This is a genomic window from Pseudodesulfovibrio nedwellii, assembly GCF_027923765.1.
Lineage (GTDB): Bacteria > Desulfobacterota > Desulfovibrionia > Desulfovibrionales > Desulfovibrionaceae > Pseudodesulfovibrio > Pseudodesulfovibrio nedwellii.
In genome coordinates this window covers 1,765,109-1,784,986 of the sequence record NZ_AP026709.1, presented here as the reverse complement: position 1 = coordinate 1,784,986, position 19,878 = coordinate 1,765,109, and the positions used below count along the sequence as shown (strand labels likewise).

Annotated in this window: 17 protein-coding genes and 1 pseudogene; 10 read left to right on the top strand and 8 right to left on the bottom strand. The window is 46.2% G+C overall.

Annotated features, from left to right (window positions below; all coding sequences use genetic code 11):
* Window positions 1-97 precede the first annotated feature (97 nt).
* The 3 genes from SYK_RS08330 to SYK_RS08320 form a co-directional block, all read right to left on the bottom strand.
* Window positions 98-1,381, bottom strand: a complete 1,284-nt coding sequence (locus SYK_RS08330; RefSeq protein ID WP_281763126.1) for a type II toxin-antitoxin system HipA family toxin — start codon at window positions 1,379-1,381, stop codon at window positions 98-100.
* Between the two features lie 9 nt (window positions 1,382-1,390).
* Entirely contained in the window at window positions 1,391-1,699 is a 309-nt protein-coding gene (locus tag SYK_RS08325) for a helix-turn-helix domain-containing protein (RefSeq protein ID WP_281763125.1), read from the bottom strand.
* A 435-nt stretch (window positions 1,700-2,134) separates the two neighbouring features.
* Complete coding sequence (locus SYK_RS08320) at window positions 2,135-2,374, bottom strand: helix-turn-helix domain-containing protein (protein WP_281763124.1); 240 nt, start codon at window positions 2,372-2,374, stop codon at window positions 2,135-2,137.
* Window positions 2,375-2,479: 105 nt separating this feature from the next.
* Here SYK_RS08320 and SYK_RS08315 point away from each other — a divergent pair, with 105 nt between their 5' ends.
* Window positions 2,480-2,779 carry a zinc ribbon domain-containing protein gene (locus SYK_RS08315; RefSeq protein WP_281763123.1) on the top strand — a complete coding sequence of 100 codons (300 nt, stop codon included), beginning with the start codon at window positions 2,480-2,482 and terminating at the stop codon, window positions 2,777-2,779.
* A 45-nt stretch (window positions 2,780-2,824) separates the two neighbouring features.
* Here the strand turns inward: SYK_RS08315 and SYK_RS08310 are convergent, their stop codons facing one another.
* Genes SYK_RS08310 through SYK_RS08300 form a run of 3 tightly spaced genes read right to left on the bottom strand, consistent with a single transcriptional unit; the run spans window position 2,825 to window position 5,681 of the window.
* Entirely contained in the window at window positions 2,825-3,472 is a 648-nt protein-coding gene (locus SYK_RS08310) for a recombinase family protein (protein WP_281763122.1), read from the bottom strand.
* A 42-nt stretch (window positions 3,473-3,514) separates the two neighbouring features.
* Entirely contained in the window at window positions 3,515-3,943 is a 429-nt protein-coding gene (locus tag SYK_RS08305) for a hypothetical protein (protein WP_281763121.1), read from the bottom strand.
* Window positions 3,921-5,681 carry a type IV secretory system conjugative DNA transfer family protein gene (locus SYK_RS08300; RefSeq protein WP_281763120.1) on the bottom strand — a complete coding sequence of 587 codons (1,761 nt, stop codon included), beginning with the start codon at window positions 5,679-5,681 and terminating at the stop codon, window positions 3,921-3,923. Before SYK_RS08300 ends, SYK_RS08305 begins: the two co-directional genes overlap by 23 nt.
* A 498-nt stretch (window positions 5,682-6,179) precedes the next feature.
* Between SYK_RS08300 and SYK_RS08295 the strand changes: the two are divergent.
* Window positions 6,180-6,535, top strand: a pseudogene (locus tag SYK_RS08295) (integrase core domain-containing protein); the annotation flags it as partial.
* 131 nt (window positions 6,536-6,666) lie between these two features.
* Here the strand turns inward: SYK_RS08295 and SYK_RS08290 are convergent.
* Window positions 6,667-7,575: an AMP-binding protein gene (locus SYK_RS08290; protein WP_281763119.1), complete on the bottom strand. Its 909-nt coding sequence runs from the start codon at window positions 7,573-7,575 to the stop codon at window positions 6,667-6,669.
* A 437-nt stretch (window positions 7,576-8,012) separates the two neighbouring features.
* Here SYK_RS08290 and SYK_RS08285 point away from each other — a divergent pair, with 437 nt between their 5' ends.
* Entirely contained in the window at window positions 8,013-8,315 is a 303-nt protein-coding gene (locus tag SYK_RS08285) for a hypothetical protein (RefSeq protein WP_281763118.1), read from the top strand.
* A gap of 158 nt (window positions 8,316-8,473) precedes the next feature.
* Window positions 8,474-8,902: a DUF4238 domain-containing protein gene (locus SYK_RS08280; protein WP_281763117.1), complete on the top strand. Its 429-nt coding sequence runs from the start codon at window positions 8,474-8,476 to the stop codon at window positions 8,900-8,902.
* Window positions 8,903-9,279: 377 nt separating this feature from the next.
* On the opposite strand, the gene SYK_RS08275 is transcribed toward SYK_RS08280, so the two are convergent.
* The gene (locus SYK_RS08275) at window positions 9,280-9,867 is read right to left on the bottom strand and encodes a TetR/AcrR family transcriptional regulator (RefSeq protein WP_281763116.1); all 588 of its coding nucleotides are present in this window, start codon (window positions 9,865-9,867) and stop codon (window positions 9,280-9,282) included.
* A 351-nt stretch (window positions 9,868-10,218) separates the two neighbouring features.
* Between SYK_RS08275 and SYK_RS08270 the strand changes: the two genes are divergently transcribed.
* The 6 genes from SYK_RS08270 to SYK_RS08245 all read left to right on the top strand — a co-directional run bounded on the left by SYK_RS08270 (window position 10,219) and on the right by SYK_RS08245 (window position 19,790).
* Entirely contained in the window at window positions 10,219-12,858 is a 2,640-nt protein-coding gene (locus SYK_RS08270; protein ID WP_281763115.1) for an efflux RND transporter permease subunit, read from the top strand.
* Between the two features lie 37 nt (window positions 12,859-12,895).
* Window positions 12,896-13,717: an outer membrane lipoprotein-sorting protein gene (locus SYK_RS08265; protein ID WP_281763114.1), complete on the top strand. Its 822-nt coding sequence runs from the start codon at window positions 12,896-12,898 to the stop codon at window positions 13,715-13,717.
* A complete protein-coding gene (locus SYK_RS08260; protein ID WP_281763113.1) occupies window positions 13,714-14,991 on the top strand; it encodes a hypothetical protein in 1,278 nt (425 codons plus the stop codon). The genes SYK_RS08265 and SYK_RS08260 overlap by 4 nt, the downstream gene beginning before the upstream one ends.
* 105 nt (window positions 14,992-15,096) lie before the next feature.
* A complete protein-coding gene (locus SYK_RS08255) occupies window positions 15,097-16,143 on the top strand; it encodes a helix-turn-helix domain-containing protein (protein WP_281763112.1) in 1,047 nt (348 codons plus the stop codon).
* 198 nt (window positions 16,144-16,341) lie between these two features.
* Entirely contained in the window at window positions 16,342-18,471 is a 2,130-nt protein-coding gene (locus tag SYK_RS08250) for a TonB-dependent receptor (protein ID WP_281763111.1), read from the top strand.
* 26 nt (window positions 18,472-18,497) lie between these two features.
* Window positions 18,498-19,790, top strand: coding sequence for an MFS transporter (locus SYK_RS08245; protein WP_281763110.1), 1,293 nt, complete (start codon window positions 18,498-18,500; stop codon window positions 19,788-19,790).
* Window positions 19,791-19,878 lie beyond the last annotated feature (88 nt).

Below are 19,878 nucleotides of genomic sequence, written 5' to 3'. Positions count from 1 at the left end.
TGTATTTTAAAATTAGTCACTTATATGGTTTTGTAAAGCGTTGGCCATCCCCATTGAATTCAAATTCTTGGGGGTGAATGCCCCCCCTGTTTCTGCGTCAGGCACGGGAGTTTCCGATAACAACCTTGGCCTTGAGCCCCAGCTTTAGGTCGTCATGGTTAAATGCAGAACTCATGGTTTCAATATCATTTTTGTCCGCTCCAAGGCGACCAGCTTCATAGGCCCAATTTCTTGTTGCTTCTGCCACCTCTTTAGCGATTTTGCGTGCTTCATTCAAATTGAGGTCAAATTCGTCTGCCACACTGTAAGCAAGATCTAAAGAAGCTGTACCATTGTACATGTCTATATAAGTGTGCAACACTCTCGGCTTGTCGTGTGTCGGCGTTGGTTCGAGATCGTAGAGTGGCGAAAGCCGCCATCCTGCGGAACCGTCGTAGAGAAAACCGTGGTTTCGAAGATGATCATCAACATTCGAGATCATGATGTTGAACACCATCCTACGCCATAAGTCCTTTTGGTCCAATGTCGTTTCAGATCCATATCGGGCCAGAATTTCGGCTAATTCAATATAGCTACCGTGGGTTCCATCAGAATAGCTCAGCATACTCATGGCAGACAGGAAAGGAATTCGAATTCCTTTTTTTCTGCGGCCAAAGCGCTTGAGAAGAAGCACATTTTTATCGTTAATCTTTTCTAATCGAGTGGCAGGCGTTGGAATGCCCGCACGCTCTGCCATCTTGAAAGAGAGATACTCCCATAGCTCAACATCCCAATCATCATTTCGGCTAGGAAATTTCGCAATAAGCAGGTCGCCATTTGTATCAATGACGGAGGCCTTTGGTCGTGCCCCGCCCAAGGAGGCACCCGGATCAACAAGGTCTTTGATGTCCTGATCCAGTTCCTGGCGAGCCTGAATTCTTTCAGACGCGTTTAGAAGTCGTCTAAGGTCAACGACTGGGGGAATGCTGTCGTTTGTGTCTGCAGCCATGAAAGGGCCGTTTTTCGTTTCGGCAAAGCGCAAAGCTCCTTGTCTGGAGAAGTCGTTGACCATTAGCAAGTAGTCAGAGTCATGAAGAAGTCGAGGATTACGCTTCTCCACTTTTGCGGCATGAGCTTCACGGCGTTTCATGAGCACTCGCCCCCACCTGTCAGGCGCAGAGTCTCCAATAGAGCCGAACAAGGATTTGCCTGCATCTGTGTGAAAAGCTCCTTCACCAACTTCCAGTGCTGGCTCAAGAGAAAATTTAGACGGAGAGTTCCTCCACTCCGGTGCATATTCAAAAGACGCACTTTCCCCTGCATTGTTGGCATGTACCCACAATGTTCCTACGGGATGAATCCCTTCTTGGAGATCAACATAAACATATATTTTTTTGGCCATGGTGAATTCCTATGCCTTAATATCTCTGGCGCGACGAGGAATGCGCTCTTCATCTAAGGCCTGTCCTACCTTGTCTTCCGAGATGTCAGCCAAGCCCATCCACTCAACACCCAGGCCAAGAGCGAAAATGACGGCTGCATAATTTCCTATGCTCACACCTGAATCACCTTTTTGAATCTTGGCCAAAGTCTCACGACTGATCCCAGCTCGATCAGCGATGGTTACCATTTTTAATCGTCTCCGGAGTCTGGCTTTCTTTAAGGAGTCACCGAGTTTTTTTAATCCGCTACGGACAGATATTGGGAGTTTCTTTTTCATTATTATGCCTATTTTAATTGCCATAAAAATTAATTACAACAAGTATAATAGTCACAAGTAAGGCATGAGTCAATGAGGAATGATATGTAAGTGAATGGTGTCAGATCCAACTCTTGGCTGTTCATGCAAGAACATGCTGAAGGTGTATCTGTTTGCAATTATTTATTTTGTTCAACTCTACATAATGTAGGTCGATTGAGGTCTTAAGAAAGGATGGAGGAGGGGGGGGGGGCTACAAAAACGTTTAGGCAGGCAGTAGGTCTTTATACATCAAAGCGTTACTTTGGGGTGGCAAAAAGCGTTACTGTATGTCGATCTTGGCATACAGTAACGGGGGGAGTAGCCGGAGAAGGGTATTTTGACCTTTTTATACATTTGGGGATCAAACGGCTTCATTTGGTCAGGGGCTGATTCGGCAATTTGCTGCGTACCCTTTTATTCGGCACTTCGAAATAGATCGCTAGCCCGACAATCTAAAGCGTCAGCTAGTACTTTGGTGTTTAGCGCGCTAATATTGCGTTCTCCGCGTTCAGCCGAGCCTACATAAGTTCTGTGTAGTCCAGTCAATTCTGCGAGTCTTTCTTGCGACAAGCCTTTCTTTGTCCGTCGTTCTTTAATGGCCTTTCCAAGCCTCTTCAAAAATGTTCTTTCCTGCTTCGTGTAATTTCCAGACATGCGCATATTCCTCCAAATATTCGCATGGAAGTTTGACTTCTATAAGTCTACAGACTATAAGTATCACAATGCGGGCAAATATTAGTATAACTATCGGAGAATGCAATGGATAATAGCTTTTATTACCAGGCGACAACAGAAGAAGGTGCATGTCCTTTTTGTGGAGAATTCGTGTCCAAGGGAGCTTCTGTCTGTGGTAATTGTCAGGCTGTGCATGGGCAGCAAGTGACAGCTGGAAGCTTCTCAACCATTATTATCCTGTCAATGACAATACTCTACTCCATCAGTGCGTGGCTGATGACCGACTACGTCATTGTTGGGATGATAGTCTTTGTTGTACTGATGTACCTTCACATGTTGTGGATTGGGAAATACCGTACGACTACCGGTTGGTTTCGGGATTGATTTTAAAGGTGGTCGCCGTTGTGGTGTGTGCCATGAGATGAAGAACTAACGTTTGTCTTCCCGGCCTATTGTGTAAACGAGGCTTTCTGAAATTCCATATTCCTTGGCGAGCGAAGGAGCTTTTTCGCCGTCAGTCAGCCGTCTGCGAATTTGTGAACGCTTTTCATCTGACACTTTCGTGGGGCGGCCTAAACGAACGCCTTTCTTTTTTGCCTTGATGAGTCCTTCTTTGCGTCGCTCAAGAGCAACAGCTTGCTCTGCTTTGTAAATGCCTTCAATCAGATTCAATTTTTCTTCAAAGTCTGGCAATACAGGATCGAGCTTAATGCCTTCGCGTTCAAATTCAATGCTGACCCCTTTGTCGGCGATTCGTTTTATTAGCTCAACCAATTCTTTGGTGTTTCTAGCTAGTCGATCTATTGATGGAATATTAAGACGATCGCCTTGTCTGAGTTGATTGATGCATTTTTCGAGTTGGGGGCGATACTCTGTGGTTTTGCTTCCGGCTTGGTCTAGGAATGACACGTCCGATATTAAATACCCCATGTCGTCTTCGAAGTTGGCTTTATTCTTTTCGGTTGGGCCGTAGCGGGTATAGCCTATCAAGCGAGGCTTATCGCTGATATGTTTTTTGAGATCCAGGCCCAAGTCCAAGTCTGCTATGAGGTCGAGATCGTCCTTTTCGTTTTCCATTTTTCTTATGTAGCAATCAACGTTACGCGCGGCAATGGCTGACTAGTTGAAACTCTTGAAGCCGTCTTTACGAGCACATACCAGACAACGGTTCTTTTTGCTTGGTCCTTTGAGTGGTCGTCCGCACCTGGAACATGTTGCATAGACTTGTCGGCGGGCCTGTAGTTCGATCCAGCGCAGGGAGCGAGGTTTGTGCAAGAGGTCATCGTACCGTTGTTTGTCGGGCGCTATGTATGCAAAAAAGAATTTACTGCCGTAACTGTGTGAGGGTTCAACGATAATCATGCTCTCAATTTTGAGGTTTGGGTGATATTGCCTGACTCGTTTAAAAAGTTCTACGACGATATTGATCCAACCTACAGGAACTCTGTAGTTTGCTTTTTCTGTTAATAAATTATGGCCAGCTTTGATCAGATAGCGGTTAAACATCTGTTCGCGTTGAAAGTAGTTATCTGTTTTTCTGTTCTTCATGTCCTTTCTCCACTAGTTCGCGTACGAAGTCATCTATTTCATCTTCAACATCGAAATCTGAATTAATGTCGAGGTAGATGATGCCATAGTTGACTTCAATGATTCCGTTGACAGTAAACTTACCGCTGTAGTTTGTGTGCAGGGTTTTCAATGCGTCCATGACTTCACTATGGAGTCCTTCTCTGTACCTGATTTTTACTTCGTCCAAGTCCTCGAATAGGTCTTTGAAGGTTGTGGTCAGTTCTAAATAGTCAGGTCGTATTTTGATTGCCCGTGGTAGCTTGTGAAGTTGCAGTACGGTATCAATATTTCGTAGTAAATTGATGTGGGATTTGCAGATGTTTGTGGGAGGAGTAACCTCATTAAGCTGAACTAATTGCGCCTGTATTTGTTTGAAGGTCTGGCTGCAATGCAACATTTTGACTGTTTGCTCGCGTTTCTTCAAATCGAAGCGAGAGACAAGTGCTTCGGCTGCTCCCAGTTGAGCGAGTGTTTTGTCCAAGCCGCAGAAGTGCCGGAAATAAGCATCGGCTGCCGGATCATCGTTTTGCAGGACGATCTTGGTAGAGCAATTCGCGACCAGAGCATTGACTTGATCTCGCTGAGAACTGTTTGCATACAGGCTTGAGAGTGCCTGTGAAGCCACCACGTTGATGCAGCCAAATTCACGTGCCTTAGAAAACCAAGAGAAGTCATCGAAAGTGTTGTCCGGTGAGACGTTGATGACGTCTTGGTATTCGTCGGCCATGAAAAAGCAATGCTTAGGGCGTTCGTAATCCTGGTCCAAAGTACGATAGATGTCCGCGTAGTATTTTTCTTTGAGCAGTCGTGCCAGCAGTTTGGCTGCATGTCCCTGCGTATGTTTAAAGCGGAGCAGGACGATCTTATTGTTTTTCAGAAGTTCTCGGTAATCCAGAGTGAGCGAGCAATCCATGCCCGACAGGTTGGCGCACAGAGAATCATCTGAAGTGATGGCTCCTAGGACCAGTCGTGGTGTGTAAAGCTGGAAGGCGAGCTGTTCTTCATACTTGGACGATGTCGTTTGGTCTTGCGGAGTGAAGATATGGAAGGCTGAAGTTTGGACCCTCGTGACAAAAGCGCGTTGGCAGTAATCTTCGGCATCGTATGCACTGTCTAAGTACATTTTAAAAACAGTGCGTGCGAATTCATAATCATTAATGCATTTATCGAGTAATACGAAGTTGGGTACAAATAGTAAATTATTTTGTGATACGTAATGTAGCAACATAGCGACATCGCTGAGTATCCGGGTACCTTTATGGAGCCAGTCTATGTTTCGGCTGTTCTTCATGCCGCTGATGATAAGCGATTCAAACAGTTGGTGCATTTCATCCAAACTGAGCCCTGCCAGAATATTTATGGGAGTGGCTGAAGGATGCGTGCCGATTTCAATGATGTCATCTTCACGTCCGGCGGCTTTGGCTAGCTTGCGTATTTGATCCGTGAAATTGTTTTTGATGTCGATGATGAGCCCAGGCAGTCCGTTCTCGATCAGTGAAGATGCCATGGGCAACATAAATGACGCCGTCTTGCCTCTGCCTACTCCTCCAATAACCAGTACGCCATGTGTCCCCTCGTCAAAGGAGAGTGTGTCTCCTTCGTCAAATTCATAGAGTCGAGGTTGAGTGGGTTGCTTTTGGGTTTTCGCAGACGAGCCACCAGTCAGAACTTGAATCTTTCGCAGGTCCTTTTCTCTGAAAGCTTGAGTCGTTTCCATGATGTCTCCATTGGTATTGATGCTACAAAAAATTTTAAAAGATTTTTGCTCTACATGTCAATACTCAAAAGCGTTACTGTATGCCCTCAAAAAACGTTACTGTATGTCTGAGTCAGACATACAGTAACGGGGGGAGTAGCGTGTTTAGGCTGAAGTTTGGGAGAGGTCGCGGGTTTATGAAATGTAGAGTCTCCAGCGGTAAGAGCGGGGAGCCTCATCCTCAAGTTTTTGGTCATCAAAAATTATGTGTTCGAGCCGGGAGATGGGATTGATTTTGTACTTGCTGGGCAGTTCCGAAAGCGTCAATTCGCACTGAAAGCGCATCAAGCGCAACTCGGGCTTTGAACTTTGCTGAAAAACGTCTTCTCTAAAACATGGTTTGAAATCCTTCTCGTTGGAGAACTCCACCTTAACAACCTGTCCAAAAAATTGCACCCAGCTCTCACCGGGGATGAGGTTGCTGGTACCTTGAGCAAGATTGCAAAGAGTTGATTCTTTCCAAGCCGAATCAAATGTGACAACAGTCTGGAATTTATGTCAAAGGCCTTGGACAAATGGGCCCATGAACACAACGTTATCTTAGGTTTTCAAGGTCTGTGAAATCCACAGACAACGGATATATTGAGTCTTTTAATGGTCGATTGAGAGACGAATGCCTGAATATAAACGGGCTCTTATCTCAGGCTGATGCACGGGGTAAGGTTGAGACGTGGCGTGAAGACTATAATATACGCCGTCCTCACACGTCTCTGGGCAATTTGACGTCGTTTGAATTTGCCATCCATGCCGGGCAATTGCCCGGCATGGATGAACCCCAAAAAAGGCCGGAAACTCGCATAACGCCTTGGCCTTAAAACGGGGAGCCTCTCAAAAAAATTCAAGTTTCCTCACTGCCCGTGGTCCAAAGAGGGGACAAGTTGAGAAAATTTAAAATTTACCCTTTGGGGGAAATTTTAAATTATTCAGTAGACAGGTTTTGTAGGCCTTATGCCCGCCAGTCAGCTTGCTTGCCTAATTCATTGACGGGGACCTTGTGACCGAATGTCCAAGATGTTGGCATTTCGTTTGGAGAGAGGCGTTCTTTAGCCCATTTTCGTATGGAAGATTCTAGTTGGGATGTTTTTTTTCTTCCTGTGGCAGGAACGATGAATGCTTTCAGTCTGGTTCCTTCATTCGGTTGCATGATCCTGACGGCACAATCCACAATATCTGGGTGGGTAGCAAGAATCTTCATTACGCGCGAAGGATAAACGTTGACACCTGCAATCTGGATTGCATTGTCCGTCCTACGTTTGGGTGTAAATGTAGTTTCGTCGTGCCAATCAATGATATCTTGAAGGGAGTATTCCATATGCTCACCTGTTGCGTTTTTTCGTTTCAGTTGGGAATTTTGGTCGGTTTTTTCCCAGTGGCGAAGTAAGGTATAACCGTTTTTGTGATCATTACGAAAACCAACATCTCCGGTTTCCGATGAACCGTAAATTTCATACATGAGCTTGAGGCCGTTGCTTTTTAGTTCGTCAATAATTTCTGCAGGGCAAGGGCCAGTGGAAGTCACCCCGTTAATGTCCTTTATGAATGGAACTTTCATTTCGGCAATTTTTCTCCACAGAAGCGGAAAAGCAATTATGAGGTCGTCATCTTTCAAAGGTTTGATGAGTCCTGGCGTGGGCAATGGAGCCTCCCACCTGACTTCAACTCCTAAGGCTTTTGGGAGTAAAATGGAGAAGAGAAATCCATAAATATGGTGTCGTGGGACAAAGCTTACAATACGTTTATTGCTTCGAAATAATCGGGCTAGAGCTTTTACTTCCTGTGTATGTGAAGTGAAACTATGGGTTGCCGGTTTAGGTTTACCTGTACTTCCAGATGTGAAAAAAAGTGATGAATTCAACTGCTTGCTGCCAATCTTGATGCAATGCTTGGGCCCATTGTGTAATGGTTATTCTTCCCACATCTTCTGGCTGCGGAACATGGAACATGGCGGCTATGGTCTTGGATGCGGTGCAAAGATTTGGTGCATTTTCAAGGAACTAGGGGGGGGGCACACTTTGTTTGGCGTAAATATTTGGAGCCGTTTTCAAATTCCAAAGAAATGACATTTGGTTACAATTTTCATGAATCAAAAATAGTCCCCATACCGATTGTCAATGCCGGAAAGAAAAATGACATTTATAGATTAAAACAGAGAATTTCTGGTGACGACATTCGACTTTTTAAGGCAATGTTCGGGAATTGCAATCTGTTTTCTGAAGAAGGCGACAAGGTGCTGATGAGATTGTAGGTTTTTTAAATAATGATCCATCCCATTTCCTTCGGATTGAATCGACAGTGAGAGATGCATTTTTGCAACATATCGGTAGCGAGCTTGATGAGGTGATGTTGTCACGAAATCAAGAAGAATTATTCACGTATTATGAAAGTAATTTTTCTGAAATATATAAATTGTTGTTGGCTAAGAATAGCGCTTTTTTCAATGACTTGTATGTGTATAAAGATAATATGATGTTGGGATATGATGCTGCTAGAAGTCTAAAGCTTTCCAATTTTTTGCTTTCGAAGTTTGGTGAATTGATATTTGAGATTGCCAAGTGTTCACTCTCAGAAAACCAGATTATCAAATATAGAAAATGATTATCCACGTCACGTAGTGATATGGAAAAGTATATGAGAAATAATTTTTCATTTTGTAATGAATGCTTTCTTTCTATAAGTTATTTTTTGACTTTTTTGCTCGCGCAAATGTTTAGAACAAAAAAAAAGATCGGATCCTTTCTGTAAACGACAAGATGATGTCTGCTCATGGGGGAGGGCTGTTTGAGAAGTTCTTCGAAAGATTCAATTCTGAATCTTTTTATTCTTTTTTTATTCATGGGGCCGCATTTAAAGTTGGAGCATCATTGATTCAAGATGAGTATGATATTGTATTTGTTAACAATATGAGTGAAAAGAGTTTTGTAACATCAGATCAGCCAGTGATTAATACATATATTAGTGACAACATGGAGAGGCCGCTAAATCACGATGAGTTAGAACTTTACTACCCTCTAAATCCCAAGCTTGCTATGTTGCTGACGAAGAAAGCGAAATATTTGAATATAGAAAATATACAAGCAGATAACGATGACGTTTTGCAGTATAACAAAATGCTATCTGGTAATGCTTGGCATTTTGTGTATGGGCTAAACAAAGAGGATGTGATTGAAGCTGTTGGCGCTTGATCGGTATGGGGTTAAGCGTAATTCAGGTGACACCATAGCTATTTGAATGATTAACCGCACCTCATCATTCTAGGAAATTCATCTGAGTTGGATTGTGGCTATCTGATTAAGGCATCCTTTACCATCCAACTAGATGAGATCAGTTATGCCTTACATCGGATGCACCCAAAAGCTCTTGAGTGAGAATAAGCCAGCACAAGCTGTAGAGCCAATCGGCCAACGAGGAATACAAGGCTGGCATAGCAACATATACCAATTGAATTTGCTGCCCATAGGGCCGGGACCCCCTGCCCTATGGGCAACCTCAAAAAAACGACCGGGAATTTCTACTCGTAAGTGGCCCTAGAAAGGGGAACTTTGCAAAGGCTCTGAGTGCGTCAAATTTGATAGTAACTTAAAAAGAAGTCAGCGTACTCTTCTGAGAATGTGCGCATCTCTTCTTCGTTCAGGGCAGGGGCGCAAAAGATGAGCCTTGACCATAAGCCAATTGATTTTACCAGTCCGGTCAGGTGGGTCAGCGCTTTTGTCGGTTCGACCTGACGCAGGCTGCCGTCATTAATGGCCGAGCATATCCATTGAAAAGGTGCATTGCTTGTAAAATCGACAGTGTCAGAAAGAATGTCACTTAATTCCGGTTTTCTGACCACTTCCGAAATGACAATTCGGGCAAGTCTGATGTGTTCTTCTTCGTTCAAGTGCATAAGCATGGCGTGAATAACCTCCACAAGTTGCTCCCTGAGGGGCTTTTCTGACAGGTATTGTGGACATTGTTCAAGGCTGGTGCTTTGCTGAAGGTGTTTTATAATGGCCGAAAAAACGACCTCTTTGCTTCCGTAATATTTGTACAGTGTCCTTTTGGACACTCCGGCTGCGGCTGCAATCTTTTCCATGCTTGTTCCGGAAAAACCACGCATCTCAAATTCGCTGGTTGCCGCTAGAATGATATCCAACTGTTTTTTGCTCATTGTTTTCATATGTCTCCTCTATAATGGTCTGTGTGATATTCGTCCATACACGATGCGACGATAATTCTTCTTCCAATAGGGGGGGCTTCTGATCGAATAATCTGTTTATACAGGTAAAACGGTGGCGTTGATGCATGGGGAAGGGCAAGATTTTTTTCTTGACTTCGGGTAAACGCATCCGTATACCTCACCTGTAGCTGACGTTGATAATGAAAATCAATGCTGGCCAGAGGAGCCCGATGCCAGATTTTTTTTCAGACAAAGGTTAAGTCACTTTACTATTTTACATTGCAGCCAGTCCCGACAGTCAAGCCAAGTCGGGCTATCTATTAAACCTCGTTGAGGAAAGAAATGAAACGAATCAAGAATTCAATGGTGGCCTTCGCGGTCAGCCATTACAAAGCAACAATTTTGTTGACGTTTCTGGTGACGATTATTGCGGGATCGTTTTTCCCCCAAGTTCAAATTGACACGGACCCGGAGCACATGCTTCCGGAAAACGAACCATCCAGAATGTTTCACAACCAGGCCAAGGAAACCTTTAATCTTTCCGAAATAGTTGTTCTCGGAATTGTCAATGAAGACAACCCCGACGGAGTCTTTAATCCGAAGACCCTGAGCCATATTCATGAGCTTGCTCGATATGCAAAGACGCTACGGTGGAAGTCTGAAGAGGCTTTGGGGAAAAGCGGAGGTGTCATCAGTGTTGACATGATCGCCCCGTCTTTGGTGGAGCACATAAGCCAGTCCGGGCCTGGTACTGTCTCTTTTGATTGGCTCATGCCAAATCCTCCCGGGAATAGGGATGAGGCTTTACGCGTACGTGATCGGATAATGTCCAACCCGATGCTTGCGGGGCGGTTGGCTTCCGCAGACGGGGAGGCCCTTTGTCTGTATTTGCCTCTGACGGACAAACGTCTGAGTTACAAAGTCTACAACGCGCTGAATGAAAAAGTTGCGACAATGGGCATGGAAGATGAGGTGCACATCACAGGTTTACCTGTGGCTCAGGACGCCATAGGCGTTGAAATGTTTACTGAAATGATGGTGTCTTCCCCCCTGGCCATGGCTACCATTTTCCTTCTTCTGTATTTCTTTTTCAGAAAGCTATCGTTGACCGTTCTGCCCATGATTATTGCCACATTTTCGGTGGTCATAACCATGGGTTTTATGATCGGACTCGGTTTCAAGATTCACATTATGAGTTCCATGATACCGGTATTCCTCATGTCAATCGCCGTTGTGGATTCCATCCATATCCTTTCGGAATTCTTCGATTCCTACACAGCTGAAAAGGGGCGCAACAAAACGATACGTGAGGTTTTGGGAACGCTTTTCATGCCCATGCTTTACACGTCGCTGACTTCGGCCGCTGGTTTCATGTCCCTGGCTCTGACGCCTATCCCCCCCGTACAGGTTTTCGGTGTGTTTGTGGGGGCGGGGATCATGGTCGCGTGGCTGTTGACCATAATGTTCGTGCCGGCATTTATCATGGTTCTTCCCAAAAGAGCCTTTGCCAATTTCGGTTTCGTCGTGAAACAGGAACAAAAGGCCTCTCCGCTTTCCCGGCTTCTCGTTCGTATTGGGCGGTTTTCTTTCAGACAGGCAAAGCCCCTTATCGTTTTGTTTGGAGTTCTTCTGGTAATTTCGGTGTGGGGTATTACCAAGATCAGGATAAACGACAACCCTGTAAAATGGTTTGCTGAGAGTCACCCCATTCGTAAGGCGGATACCTCCTTGAATAAACATTTCAAGGGGACTTATCCCGCCTATCTCATATTGGAGGGTGAAAAAAATCAGACTGTCACCGATGAAGAACAATATGAAATCAGTCGTCGGTTTACGACTTTTTCTCGAAATGTAGAGGGCGACGGTCAATCAGGTCGGTTGGCGGATCAGTTGCTGAAACTGCTGCACGCGAAAACGTCTTACGCACAGGACGAGTCGTTTTTGGATTCGGCCATAGCGCTTGCTGAAAAGCGTGCAGAAACCGCGGAGTCTGACAACGATTACTTCACCTTTGAGGAATATCGTAATTTCTTCAGCCTTGAGAAGGAAAAGAGAAAACCTTTCAAGCAGCCGGAGGTGCTCGACTATATTGTTCGTCTGCAGGATCAACTTCAGAGCCAGGGGCTGGTTGGAAAAAGCGTCTCTTCAGCGGACGTGGTCAGCAAGATCAATCAGGAAATGATTGATGGCAAGAATAACAATTATCGTATCCCGGAGAAGTTGCAGGGCGTCGGCGAATGCTACATGCAGTATCAGCAGAGCCATCGTCCCCATGATCTGTGGCATTTCGTGACCCCTGACTATTCCAGTGCTTGCACCATGTTTCAGCTTGCAAGTGGAGACAATAAGGTGATGGAGGCCGTGGAGACGTTTGTTGACGAGTACTTCAAGGCCAATCCTCCGCCAGTCGAATTGTCTCACCGATGGGCTGGGCTGACCTACATCAATGTAGCCTGGCAGAACCAAATGGTGGAAGGCATGTTGCGTTCATTTGTGGGTAGCTTCGGTATAGTTCTGCTCATGACCATCTTCCTGTTCCGTTCGGTGAAATGGGGCCTGCTATGCATGATTCCGCTGACCATGACCATTTCTCTGATCTATGGATTCATCGGTATAATCGGCAAGGATTATGACATGCCCGTGGCTGTCCTTGGTGTACTCACACTTGGCATGTCCGTGGATTTCGCAATTCACTTCGTGGAGAGATGCCGGTCCATTCATTCAAGCACTGGATCGTGGGAGAAAACACTACCCCGCATGTTCGGCGCACCGGCAAGAGCCATCAGTCGAAATGTACTGGTCATTGCCATTGGATTCCTGCCTTTGTTGATTTCGTCTCTTGTTCCCTATCAAACAACAAGCATGCTTCTGTCTGCCATCATGCTGCTTTCAGGCGTACTCACCCTTGTCGCCATGCCCGCCATAATAACGATTGCAACACGATGGTTTTTCCCTGACGAGCCGGCACGGCAACAGTCATGAAACAATGAATATACCTTATAAAAAAGAGAGATTGGAAATGAAAAAAGTCTTATTTGGAGTGGCGGTGATCATGACACTGCTTTTGATGGCAAGTGCTGCCTTTGCGACGAATACTCTGGATGCCGACACCATTGTCAGGAAGGCCAACCATGCGGCTCTTTATTTGGGAGAGACCTGCAAAGGGAGGGTTACTCTGACAATTACTGATAGTCAGGATCGTGTTCGCAAAAGAGAGTTGAATATCTTGAGAAAGGATATGCCAGGAGGCGATCAGGCTCAGAGGTATATGACCTATTTCAGGTCTCCGGCGGATGTCCGCAAAATGTCGTTTCTTGTGCACAAAACAGTGGAACCGGGGCAGGACGATGCCCGTTGGCTGTATATGCCGGGACTGGATCTGGTGAAAAGAATCGCTGCCGGTGACAAACGGACCAGTTTTGCCGGATCGGATTTTCTCTATGAGGACATTTCCGGACGCAACATGAGCGAGGATATCCATGAACGGCAGAATGATGTGGATGGATATCTGGTGATCAAGAATACGCCCAAGGTCCCATCGAGTGTCGAGTTCTCCCATTACATGGCGTATATTGATCGTGAAACGTTTATCCCCATGAAGTTGGAGTACTTCAAGGGCGACATGTTATATCGCGTGATGGACGTCCTCAAGGTAGAAAAAATTCCTTCAGGTGACGGAGAAAAAGAGTTCCCCACCGTCACGGAATCTCGATTTAAAAATCTTGAAACCGGAAGTTCAACAATCATGACGTTTACCAATATTCGTTATGATATCCCTCTCAAGGAAAATATCTTCGGAGAACGTTACCTCAGGAGACCGCCCAGAGAGGTGATGCGATGAAAGGATTTTGGGTAGCCGTATGGCTGGGGCTGTTTGCAGCCCTGGCCATACCGGCCTCAGTGCAGGCGGAAGAGGAACTTTCTCCCTTGGGGGAGATGTTGGAGCAACTGGAATTGTATGGGTTTTGGGAAACCCGTATGGGCGCGCGCACACAAAATGACCCGGAAGAGAAAGATATCTCCATTGGTGAAACCAGACTACAGCTGGAAGCGTTTACCAGCACGGAAAACATGGATTTCAAGTACAGGGGGGATATTCGGGGAGACTTGGTTGCGGAGTGTGTGGCCTATGAGACGAGGGAAGCATGGGCCTTTGCCAGACCGTATGATTTTTTGGATGTTAAGGCCGGCAGGCAAATATTAACTTGGGGTACGGGCGGGTTGGTTTTTCTCAATGATTTGTTCCCCAAGGATTGGCAGTCGTTTTTTATTGGGAGGGATGCGGAATATCTCAAAGCTCCGACTTCCTCTGTGAAGGTTGGATTGTTTAGCGATATTGCCAATGTTGATCTTGTGTACACTCCAAAATTTGAGTCGGACAGATACATTAATGGTGAGTACATATCGTACTGGGATGCTTCACGCCAAGCTCTGGTGGGTAACGATCATGTACTCAAGACTGACACGCCGGACCGGTGGTTTCAAGATGATGAATTTGCCGCGCGAATCTATCGTAATATCGATAACTATGAATTGGCTCTCTATCTCTATAGAGGGTTCTGGAAAAGCCCCAATGGGGTCAGTTCCAATGGTAAATCAATATTCCCGGAGTTGAACGCGTATGGCGGGAGCATTCGAGGTGCAGTAGGACCGGGGATCGGTAATGTGGAATTTGTCTATTACCATTCGCCGGAAAGCAGAGGAGGGAAGAACGCTTCCGTTCGTAATTCAGAAATGCGCTATCTTGTAGGGTATGCACAGGAAGTGTGGCAGGATTTCAATGCGAATGCTCAATATTATGTAGAGCATATGCTCGATTACGATGAGTATCGTGAACAACTGACTTCTGGTGATCCACGGGATGAATTCCGGCATGTAGTGACGTTGCAATTGACGCAGCTCCTGATGAATCAAAATTTTACTCTTTCATTGGACACCTATTATTCGCCGAGCGATAAGGACGCATATTTGCGACCAAACATGAGTTACAAGGTCTCGGATGCAATTGTGGTAGGCTTGGGCGCGAATATATTTATGGGAGAGTCTCAGAGCACGTTTTTTGGTCAGTTTGAAAAAAATACCAATATATTCACTTCATTTCGCTATAGTTTTTAATGGCAAGCGCGTCCTTCTTGTATCAGGAGGACGCGTTCATACAGGGGAACAGCTCTTTCTGGTTGACAGAAAATGACTGTTTTTTTATTTACCTCTTAATTGATAATGAAAATCAAAATCTTTACAACGGGAGCCTTTCTTTTGTTTTCAAATGCTGACCAGGTTTCCAGCAGTTCGTGTTCTTCAACCAGCGTTGCGTCGTCCACGTTGGTGCGGAATTTTCCGACCTTGAATATTGAAGATAAAAAGGCATGGTTTGGTCGTTTGTGGCAGGAAGAACAATTGAGCGAAGGTTTATTTGTCAGTGTCTTTGACGCATCGTTGTCTCATGATTTTTCATTGGAGTTTGGCAAAGACAATGCCTTGATTGATTTTGGTTTTTTTTTGGAAGGAACATTTGTCAACACAGTGAATTCGTTGGCTCGAGGTCCCGTTGAATTCGAGAATCGAGCAGGGGAGTACGGCGTAGGGTACGTATCGGAAATGAATGGCTCGTTTCATTTGCCTGCCCGGAGGAAAACACGTGTCATGCATTTGCATGTGTTGCCTTCCACTCTTGGAGAGATGCTTGGATGGGATTTGGAGCGAGTCTCACCCTGTTTGCTTAAGGTCTTGGAAAATAAAAGAAACAGTGCTTTTGTGCATCACCGTCGACAGACAGCTCTTGTGCAAGCGGTAGCCAATGAGTTGTTTTATAGCATTAAAAAACGTTCCGATATCAAGATGTATATAGAGGGAAAGGTCCTCGAACTGCTGGCGCTTGCTCTTACAGATTCACCAGGCATGAGCGCGGTGCCGTCTGTGTGTCCCCGGTTGCGGGATGTCTTGCATGCCGTTCGCGAAGAGCTGGAGAAAAATTACGCATCACCACCGACTCTTTCCGAGATTTCAGCGCAATATCATATGCCCATTGCAACCGTACAAGCTGGGTTCAAGACCCTTTTCGGTATGTCCGTCTTTGCCTTTGTCAAAGAGTATCGTCTGCAAAGAGCCAAGTTGTTTTTTGCCGAAGGAAATATGAATGTCAGTCAGGTGGCTTGGGATATCGGATACACCAATTTGAGTCATTTTTCCGCCGCGTATAAAAAGCGTTTTGGCGTATTGCCGAAAGCCTATCTTAAATCTCTTCGTGAACATCTCCATACTTTTTAGCAGCAGGGAATTCCGTCCTTCGTTTAAAGTCTTTACGCATTGGTTGGATCTATTTTGTTGTTGGGGCAATAAAACTTGTTCTTCGAGTAGAAATTCATAGCTCTGCTTTCCTACAATCTTAGTCGCTATCCCAACGTGGCTAAAGAGTTCTGCCGTTATGAAGCGGCCTGTGGATTTTGAAAGAAGAGAGTGGATGAAATGCGTGTAGTTATATGGAGTTTTGTATTTTCTGTTTTTATAATGGGGATTTGCCCAGAAGCGTGGGCCGCTTCTGGAGATGAAAAAACTGTCAGTAATGATCTGATTTTGGAGCCGGTTGTAGTCAAAGCGGAAAAACGGTCCGAAGAAGCTCAGAATGTGCCTGCCAGTATTACTGTTTTGGAGCAGAATGATATTCGGGAAATGGGCATCGCCGATATGAGTGATCTCGCCGAGCATGTACCCAATTTAGAATTTCATGATTTCGGGAGCAGCAGGCATGGACTACTTTTCTTGCGCGGTATCAAGAGCCTGCCTGGAGAAGGCCCCGGCACTGGATTCAATGTAGATGGCGTCAGTTATTCGAAGTCGTACATGTTTGGTTTTCCTCTTTTTGATGTGGATCGTATCGAGGTGCTCAGAGGGGCGCAAGGGACCTTGTACGGGCGAAATACAACCGGTGGCGTTATCAATATTTATACAGCCCAGCCAGGCAATGAATTTACGTCCACTATAGGAACCACGTTTGGCAATTTTGGAGCCAAGGAGTTGCGAGCCAACGTCAGCGGCCCTCTGATTGAAGACAAGCTCTTTCTGGGACTTTATGGGTTGGGTGACGTCGAAGAAGGCTTCATGGAAAATGATGTCGATACCGGCGGAGATGATGGCCGCAGCAAAGAAGGCAAGGCTGGTCGTGTGAAATTACGTTATCTGGCCTCCGAGGATTGGGACATGACGTTATCTTTAGATGCCCAGCATCGTGACGACGGAGCTTTTCCTTGCCGACGGACCGAACGCAACGCCTATGTCCAAGGTAATATTTTCCCTGCTGATGACGAATATCACTATTCTCACGATTTTGAAGGCAGTCAGGATGTCGATTTTTGGGGTGCCGGCTTGGATTCGAAGTGGACAACGGCCCTTGGCACGGTTCAGTCAATCACTGGATACAGAGGCTACGACAGTTCCGAATGGATTGATGCTGATTTTTCTCCACTGGATTTCATGCGAAAGAGCTACCGTCAGGTGGACAAGGATTTTTCCCAAGAATTTCGCATGATGTCACCGGACGGGAACGGGCCATTGAAATGGATTGCCGGATTGTATCTTTTCCATCTGGATTCCGAAACTAGAGTGGACAATATCTTTGGCGCTGACGCGCCAAGTCCCGGAATGATGGTGCAATTTGATACGGATCGCCAGAATACCGGATGCGCGTTGTTTGGAGAAGGGACATATACGTTGTTTTCCAAATTGGATCTGACTTTAGGATTGCGTGGTGAATATGAGCATGCCGAAGGCGATTCTACGCGGACGAATGTTCAGGCGGATGGAACGTCAACGGTGGTTTCTGGTTTTGACCGGGAGGAAGATTATACCGCTTTGCTCCCCAAGTTGTCTCTTGCCTGGCATTTCTCCGAAGATGTCATGACATATGCTGCTGTGGCTAAGGCGCACAAGAATGGCGGGTTCAACGATGCGTCTGCTCCGGCTGGAGACGAAGCGTATGGCGAAGAAGAAAGTTGGCTGTATGAAGTCGGTGTGAAGTCATTTGCGCTTGATAAGCGTTTGATGGTCAACCTTTCGGCATTTTATACGACCATCGACAGCGAGCAACTTCCATTATTTGAGGTTTCGGTCAAACAGGGATATCTGGCGAACGCTGGTAAGTCCCATCGGGCTGGGCTTGAATTGGAGAGTCGTTTCAAACTGGCCTCATCGTTGACATTGAGCGGAAATGCTTCATGGATTGATGCGCGTTTTGATGAGTACGAGGATGAGGTTCTTGGCGTGGATTATGCGGGTAAACAGGTTTTTTGTGTCCCGGAATACTCCTACGAATTGGCGTTGGATTATCGAGATCAGGTCACTGTGGATTGGGATTTGTTTGGACGTGTCGGAGTGAGTGGCGTCGGACCTCAGTATTTTGACAACGCCAATACCGTCAAACAGGAAGCGTATGAACTGGTGAATATGCGCTTGGGTGCCCGGTGGAAACAATTGGAATGCAGCCTATGGGCCAAGAACCTGCTTGATCGTCAGTATGTGGCGTTTGAAAATACCACGGCAGGCTTGGCAGAAGATGGTAAGCCTCGGACTTTTGGAGTCTCGGTGGATTATACCTTTTAACGGGCGTTGACCGGGATATAATCAATATGAGTAAGTTGTTTCGTGGGCCGAAGTTTGATTCGGCCCACAAGATGATTCTGTTGGCTGTCATGTATTTCTGCCAAGCTATCCCCCTGGGGTATATCTTTGGCAGTCTGCCGGTGATCATGCGTGAAAACAACGTGTCTCTGGTCCGTATCGGCGGGCTTTTCATTCTGCATCTCCCATGGGCTTTCAAGTTCCTTTACGCTTCTTGGGTGGACCATCATTATATCCCCTTTCTGGGGCGTCGTCGGTCGTGGATATTCCCTTTGCAATGGGTCGCCGCAGTCCTCTTGTTGGTAGCGGCACAGACCCCTCCGGATACGGCCTATAACGCCATGTTTCTGGTGTTGATGATGTTGAATATAGTGATGGCTACGAATGATATCGCCGTTGACGGCTATGCCTTGGACATACTGGAAGAACACGAGCGTTCGTGTGGCAATACCATTCAGGCCGGAGCAAGGTATGTTGGATTGTTTCTCGGTGGTGGATTGATGCTCACCTTACATCATTCTTTTGGTTGGAAAGCCTTGTGCATTGTCCTGTCTGCCGTGGTCTTCCTGCTCAGCCTTCCCGTGCTGTTCCACAGGGAGATCCCGCCGGTTTATCGCAAGTACGCGAATCGAAAGGAACAGCCTGCCGGAGTCCTGGCTTTTTTGCGCAGGCGGGACGTCCTCTGGCTGTTACCCGTACTTATTGCCCCGACGGCCTTTGCCTTTAGCAGCATCCAGATGCGTGCTCCGTTGTTTGTAGACCTTGGGTTGGATTCTTCCACTCTGGGTAGACTCATGATGCACTACGCTGTTCCTTTGGGAGTGGTCGGAACTGTTGCCACCGCATGGTTTCTTAACCGCTTCGGCCCCCGCTCCTTTCTTCGTTTGTTTTGTGTCGGTACCATCCTGCTTGCGATCTATGCTGTGCATCTGTCCCATGGCGGGGGTGTTACCCTTTGGGAAGCTGGTGTCATCCTGTCTGCTGATAATATCCTTATGGGTGGCATCAATGTATGGGGCTTCACCCTGATGATGCGTATCAGCGTCGGACGGAACTCGGGTACGGGGTTCGCTGTGCTGAGTAGTCTGTTCATTCTGGTCCCTCTCGTCGCTGCCCCGTTGATGGGGAAATTGGGAGATGTCAGCGGGTTCCCCTTTCTCTACACCTTGCTCACCGGTCTAATGGTTACTGGCTTTATTATCGCGGAGACAGCCCTTTGGTTGTCGCGTAGAGGGGGGCAACGGGAGGCTCTTGCAAAAGTTGTTGTTGAGGGTCCTTTGGAGAAGGTCCCAAGGAGGTAGACGGCGGTACCTGATTTTGTTTCTGGATGCAGAAGAGGAAGACGAGTGGGGTGTCAGTGTCGCAAAGGACTCCCCCCGTCTTCCTCTT